Origin of the sequence: Curtobacterium sp. MCPF17_003, assembly GCF_003224385.1 — a bacterium.
GTDB classification, from domain to species: Bacteria; Actinomycetota; Actinomycetes; order Actinomycetales; family Microbacteriaceae; genus Curtobacterium; species Curtobacterium flaccumfaciens.
Window position 1 is genome coordinate 243,415 of sequence record NZ_QKLC01000004.1, and the last position, 6,639, is coordinate 250,053.

A 6,639-nucleotide genomic window follows, 5' to 3' on the forward strand; every position below is an offset into this window, starting at 1 on the left:
CGGTTAAGTCAATACGGTGGACTAATACTGCGCGCGGGCGATGGTGCCCGCGGACATCACCCGTGCAAAGGAGCACCGATGAAACGCACCCGCATCATCGCCGGACTCGCAGCTGTGGCCGTGGCCGCAGTCGGTCTGGCTGGCTGCTCGAGCTCGGGGTCCGCCTCGAGCGACACGATCAAGATCGCGTACCAGAAGTTCGGCGCCTTCCAGCAGCTCGACGCCCAGATGAAGGTCGTCAAGAAGCAGTACGAGAAGGACAACCCCGGCAAGAAGGTCACCCTCGTGCCCATCCAGGCGCAGGGCAACGACTACTACACGAAGCTCGCGCTCATGAACAAGGCGCCGGCCACCGCCCCGGACGTCATGTACGAGGACACGTTCCTCGTCAAGGCCGATGCCGAGGCGGGCTACCTGCTGCCACTCGACGAGTACACGGACAAGTGGGACGAGTGGGACCAGTTCTTCGACAACGCCAAGCAGGCCGGGCAGGGTGACGACGGCAAGATCTACGGCGTCCCGATGGGCACCGACACCCGAGCCCTCTGGTACAACAAGGACATCTTCGAGAAGGCCGGGCTCGAGGTCCCGTGGAAGCCGAAGACCTGGGACGACGTGCTCGCAGCGGCGAAGACCATCAAGGACAAGCAGCCCGACGTCATCCCGTTCAACATCTACTCGGGCAAGGCGCAGGGCGAGGCCTCGACCATGCAGGGCTTCGAGATGCTCCTGTACGGCGCCGACGGCTCCGGCAACACCCTGTACAAGGACAAGAAGTGGGTCACCGGCTCGAAGCAGTTCGAGGACTCGCTCAAGTTCGTGAAGGACGTCTACCAGGGCGGCCTCGGCCCGACACCGCAGCAGGCGCTCGACACGAACGTCGGCACGACCATCGCCCAGACGTGGTTGCCGAAGGGCAAGCTCGCGATCGACCTGGACGGTTCGTGGCAGTCCGGCACGTGGCTGAAGTCCGGCACCGCGCCGTGGCCCGAGTGGAACGACGTGATGGGCCAGGCACCCATGCCGACCCAGAACGGGCAGGCTCCCGGCTACAACTCGATGTCCGGCGGCTGGACCCTGGCGGTCGGCGCGAAGTCGAAGAACCCGCAGGCGGCGTTCGACTTCATCACGAGCTTCCTCGACAAGGACGGTTCGCTGAAGTACGACACCGAGAACAGTCAGATCGCCGTCCGCAAGGACGTCGCGGACGACCCGGCCTACACGGCGGCGAACCCGACGTTCAAGTTCTTCTCGGGGTTGGTGGAGAACACCAACTTCCGCCCGGCGACGAGTGACTACTCGCAGGTGTCCAATGCGATCCAGGTCGCGATGGAAGCGGTCATGACCGGTCAGCAGTCGCCGAAGGACGCGGCTGCCGCCTACGACAAGGCCGTCACGCAGGTGGTCGGCAAGGAGAACACCGTCTCCGCTGGTTGACGGACGTCACCCATTGACGGCCTGGAGGCGCGGGGCGGTCCCGCACCGCGCCTCCCGTCCGCCCTTCCCCACCTTCGGAACCCCTCCGCACCCGGAAGGCACCCATCGTGTCCAGCACCCCCCTCGCGCCGACGCTGTCGGCGCCCGGTGCGCCGAAGCGCACCGATCCACCCGTGCCGCGGAAGCGGCGACCACTGCGGAACGTCGGACGAGCGGTTCCGCTCATCCCCGCCCTGGTCCTCCTCGTCATCTTCCTGCTCGGCCCCGTCATCTCGTCGTTCTACGGGTCGTTCACCAACTCCGCACTGACCGGCGCCAGCGCGGCCGACCAGCAGTTCGTCGGGTTCCAGAACTACGTCGAGCTGTTCCAGGACCCGGACTTCCCGAAGTCCGTCATCCTGACCGTCGTCTTCCTGCTGGCCTCGGCCGTGGTGGGACAGAACGTGCTCGGCCTCGGGTTGGCCCTGCTGATGCGCTCGGCCAACAAGGCCGTCCGGGCGATCGTCGGCACCTTCGTGGTCGCCGCGTGGGTCCTGCCGGAGATCGTGGCGTCCTTCGCGGCGTACGCGTTCTTCAACGACGAGGGGACGCTCAACACGTTCCTGGCGTCGATCGGGGTCACCGGCGCGAACTGGCTCTACACGTACCCGATGCTCGCCGTGATCCTGGCGAACATCTGGCGTGGCACCGCGTTCTCGATGCTCGTCTACTCGGCCGCCGTGCAGGAGGTCCCGGAGGAGATCACCGAGTCCGCCGAGGTCGACGGAGCCACCGGCTGGCAGCGGCTCGTCTACATCACGCTCCCGGTGATCCGTCGGAGCATCTCGACGAACCTCATGCTCACGACGCTGCAGACCCTGTCGGTCTTCACGCTGATCTTCGTGATGACCGGCGGCGGTCCGGGCACGAACTCGTCGACCCTGCCGATCCTGGCGTACCAGGAGGCGTTCAAGTTCTCGCAGCTCGGCTTCGGGACCGCGATCGCGACCATCCTGCTCGTGGTGGGGGCGGTCTTCTCGATCATCTACATCCGGGCACTCAAGCCGGAGGTGGACTGATGGCCATGACAGCCCCGTCCCTCGACCAGACCACGACCCGCTCGGTGACCGCACCGGGGTCGATGCACATGACGTCGCCGCGCGGCCGCACGATGCGGTGGGTGTCGAACACCGTGCTGCTCGTCATCGCGGTGTGCTTCGCGGTGCCGCTGCTCTGGCTCGTGCTCGCCTCGTTCGACACCCAGGCGTCGCTGTCGGTGAAGCTGCCCTCGCAGTTCACCCTCGACAACTTCGCGAAGGTGCTCACCCCCGAGCTGTCGTTCATCCCGCTCGCGAACAGCCTGCTGCTCTCCGGCGGCACCGCGGTCGTCACCGTGGTGTTCGCGCTGCTCGCCGCGTACCCGCTGTCCCGGTACAAGATGCGCGTCAACAAGCCGTTCCTGTACAGCATCCTGTTCGGCACCGGTCTGCCGATCACCGCGATGATGGTGCCCGTCTACGCGCTGTTCGTGTCGCTCAACCTGATCGACAACGTGTGGGGCTGCATCTTCTTCCTCGCCGCCACGTCGCTGCCGATGGCGATCTGGATGGCGAAGAACTTCATGGACTCGGTGCCGATCTCGCTGGAAGAAGCGGCGTGGACCGACGGCGCCTCGATGCTCACCACCCTGACCCGCATCGTGATCCCGCTCATGCGTCCGGGCATCGCGGTCGTCTTCATCTTCGTGTTCATCCAGGCGTGGGGGAACTTCTTCGTCCCCTTCGTGCTGCTGCTCTCGCCCGAGAAGGTGCCCGCCGCGGTGAGCATCTTCAACTTCTTCGGGCAGAACGGGGCGGTGGCGTACGGCCAGCTCGCCGCGTTCTCGATCGTCTACTCCGTGCCCGTCATCGCCCTCTACGTGATCGTGTCCCGAGGCCTCGGCGGCGGCAACGCCCTCGCCGGCGGCATCAAGGGCTGACGCCGGCCCCCACCCCCGCAAGACACCGGTGTCCGCACGTCGAACACCCGCGAACCGCGGTCCGATCCGCGAACACCGGTGTCCCGCGAACCAGAAAGGAAGCACATGCACCAGGACGAACCGCTCGTCGAGGCCCGGATCGCCCGCCTCGTGCGCGACCGTGTCGACCCCGCCGTCCTCCGTCGCTCGGCGCCGGTGACGATCGAGGCGTGGGAGGTGCCGGGTGAACCGGTGCCGTTCGACGCCGCCGTGGGCGAGACGTACACACCGTTTGCGGTGGGGTCGCACTGGGGCGGACGCCCGTGGGGCACGACGTGGTTCCGGGTGACCGGTAGTGTACCGGCGGACTTCGGCACCGCGCCGGGGACCACCGCCGAGCTCCTCGTCGACCTGGGGTTCACCAAGCGGCAGCCCGGGTTCCAGGCCGAGGGACTCGCGTTCCGCGCCGACGGCTCCACGATCAAGGCGATCGAGCCGCGGAACGACACCGTGCCGCTCGAGGTCGGCCCGGGGGAGTCCTTCGAACTCTGGATCGAGGCGGGGGCGAACCCGGACATCGGCGGCGACTCGTTCCAGGGTGCGACCCCGCTCGGCTCGCGCTCCACCGCCGGCGACGACCCGATCTACCGTCTGAAGGCCCTCGAGGTCGTCGAGCGCGACGACACCGTGTGGGAACTGCAGCAGGACCTCTGGGTGCTGCGCGGGCTGATGGCGGAGCTCCCCACCGACGGCACCCGCGGCGCCGACATCCTGCGGGCACTCGAACGCGCCGCCGACGCGCTGGACCCGGACGACGTCGCCGGCACCGCCGCGGACGCCCGTCAGGTCCTGGCACCGGTGCTCGCCGTCCCCGCCAGCCCCGCCGCCCACCGCGCGATCGCCGTCGGGCACGCCCACATCGACTCCGCCTGGCTGTGGCCCGTGCGCGAGACGAAGCGCAAGTGCGCGCGGACGTTCTCGAACGTGCTCGACCTGATGGACCGCGACCCCGACTTCACCTTCGCCTGCTCGTCCGCGCAGCAGTACGCCTGGATCCGCGACGAGTACCCCTCCATCTGGACCCGCATCAAGCAGCGGGTCGCCGAGGGCCGGTGGATCCCGGTCGGCGGCATGTGGGTCGAGTCGGACACCAACCTGCCCGGCGGTGAGGCCCTGGCCCGCCAGTTCGTCGCCGGCAAGCGCTTCTTCCTGGAGGAGTTCGGCATCGACACCCCGGAGGCCTGGCTCCCCGACTCGTTCGGCTACTCGGGCGCCCTGCCGCAGATCGTCCGCGCCGCAGGGTCGAAGTGGTTCGTCACCCAGAAGCCGTCGTGGAACGAGACGAACGTCATCCCGCACACCTCGTTCCACTGGGAGGGCATCGACGGCTCGCGCGTCCTGACGCACCTGCCCCCGGCCGACACCTACAACTCCGACGTCTCGCCCGCCGACCTGCGCCGCGGTGAACGGAACAACAAGGAACGCGGCACCGCGAACACCTCGATGCTCCTGTACGGCTTCGGGGACGGCGGCGGCGGTCCCACCCGCGAGATGGTCGGCGCCGCACACCGGCAGCACGACCTCGACGGGTCGCCACACGTCACGCTCGGCACGCCGGCGCAGGTGTTCGAGCAGCTCGAGGCCGAGCTGCCGACGCCGGGGGTCTGGTCGGGGGAGATGTACCTCGAGTTCCACCGCGGCACCTACACGTCGCAGATCCGCACGAAGCAGGGCAACCGCCGCTCCGAGCACCTGCTGCGCGAAGCCGAGCTCTGGGCAGCGACGGCGGCGGTCCGGCTCGGCAGCGAGTACCCGTACGCGGAACTCGAGGACGCCTGGCACACCGTCCTGCTGCAGCAGTTCCACGACATCCTGCCCGGGTCCTCGATCGCGTGGGTGTACGAGAACGCCGAGGAGCAGTACGCCCGGGTCGCCGAGGTGCTCGAGGGGCTGATCGGCAGCGCGACGACGGCGCTCGCCGGCAGCGCGACGACGGCGCGCGCCGGCACCGACGACGCCGCGTCGGTCGTTCGCTTCAACGCCTCGCCGGTCGCGGCCGGGGACGTGACCGCCCTGGGAGGTTCGGTCGTCCACGCGCCGCGCCCCGTGCCTCCCGTCCGGAGCGGCGACCGCTTCGTCTTCGACACCGGCGTGGTCACCGCGACCATCGACGCTGCCGGCCACGTCGTCTCGTTCGTCGACCACGCCACCGGACGCGACGCGATCGCGCCCGGCGCTGCGGCCGCGGAGTACACGGTGTTCCGCGACACCCCGAACCAGTGGGAGGCGTGGGACATCGACCGCGCGTACCAGCGCAACGGCACGGTGCTGTCGGCCTCGTCCGTCTCGGTCGACGGCTCGTCGCTCGTGGTGGAACGGTCCTTCGGATCGTCGACGCTCACCACGCGCTACTCCGCCGTGCAGGGCGAACCGGAGCTGACCGTCGAGACCGAGGTCGACTGGCACGAGCACCAGAAGCTGCTGAAACTCGCGTTCCCGATCGACGTGCTCGCGTCGTCGGCCTCGAGCGAGATCCAGTTCGGGCACATCGACCGGCCGACGCACCAGAACACCTCGTGGGACCACGCCCGGTTCGAGACCTCGGCACACCGCTGGGTGCACGTCGCGGAGCCCGGGTTCGGCGTCGCGGTGGCGAACGACTCGACCTACGGCCACGACATCACGCGCGAGACCCGGCCGGACGGCGGGATCACCACGCTCGTGCGGGAGTCGCTGCTGCGCGGGCCGACGTTCCCGGACCCGAACGCCGACCAGGGGCACCACGTGTTCCGGACGGTGCTGCGGATCGGGGACTCGGTGCTCGACGCCGCCGACTCCGGGTACCGGCTGAACCTGCCGGTGCGGAGCGTCCCCGGGTCGGCCGAGGTCGCGCCCATCGTCACGGTGTCGTCGCCGCAGGTGTTCGTCGAGGCCGTCAAGCTCGCCGAGGACCGCTCCGGGGACGTCGTCGTGCGACTGTACGAGGGGCTCGGGGGCCGGGCGACGGACGTCGGGGTCTCCTTCGGGTTCGACGTCGAGTCGGTGTCGCAGGTCGACCTGCTCGAGCGCCCGCTGGAGCGCTCGTGGTCGGCCGGGGAGCCGGTCGTGCTGACCCTGCGTCCGTTCGAGATCGTGACGCTGCGCGTGCGTCGGGCCTGAGGCAGCGGGCCCGGCGTTCGGTCGGGGAGAGACCGCGGCGCCGGACGGGACACGGGTGCGTTCCGTCCGGCGCCGTGTTGCGTGCGGGCTGTCTCTTATACACATCT

The 6,639-nt window shown here is 69.0% G+C and carries 4 protein-coding genes; all 4 read left to right on the forward strand.

Going from position 1 to position 6,639, the window contains the following annotated elements; all coding sequences use genetic code 11:
- Positions 1-78: 78 nt before the first annotated feature.
- The 4 genes from DEJ30_RS06530 (at position 79) to DEJ30_RS06545 (ending at position 6,532) form a co-directional block, all read left to right on the forward strand.
- Entirely contained in the window at positions 79-1,437 is a 1,359-nt protein-coding gene (locus DEJ30_RS06530; RefSeq protein ID WP_110859553.1) for an extracellular solute-binding protein, read from the forward strand.
- A 107-nt stretch (positions 1,438-1,544) separates the two neighbouring features.
- Entirely contained in the window at positions 1,545-2,495 is a 951-nt protein-coding gene (locus DEJ30_RS06535) for a carbohydrate ABC transporter permease (RefSeq protein ID WP_110859554.1), read from the forward strand.
- A 5-nt stretch (positions 2,496-2,500) separates the two neighbouring features.
- Positions 2,501-3,394 carry a carbohydrate ABC transporter permease gene (locus DEJ30_RS06540; protein ID WP_371836703.1) on the forward strand — a complete coding sequence of 298 codons (894 nt, stop codon included), beginning with the start codon at positions 2,501-2,503 and terminating at the stop codon, positions 3,392-3,394.
- 105 nt (positions 3,395-3,499) lie between these two features.
- Positions 3,500-6,532: a glycoside hydrolase family 38 C-terminal domain-containing protein gene (locus DEJ30_RS06545; protein ID WP_110859555.1), complete on the forward strand. Its 3,033-nt coding sequence runs from the start codon at positions 3,500-3,502 to the stop codon at positions 6,530-6,532.
- Positions 6,533-6,639: the final 107 nt, after the last annotated feature.

Bases quoted from the DNA above. Each gene is read 5' to 3' on its own strand.
- DEJ30_RS06530 (WP_110859553.1), top strand. From the start codon at position 79: ATGAAACGCACCCGCATCATCGCCGGACTCGCAGCTGTGGCCGTGGCC.
- DEJ30_RS06540 (WP_371836703.1), top strand. From the start codon at position 2,501: ATGACAGCCCCGTCCCTCGACCAGACCACGACCCGCTCGGTGACCGCA.
- DEJ30_RS06545 (WP_110859555.1), top strand. From the start codon at position 3,500: ATGCACCAGGACGAACCGCTCGTCGAGGCCCGGATCGCCCGCCTCGTG.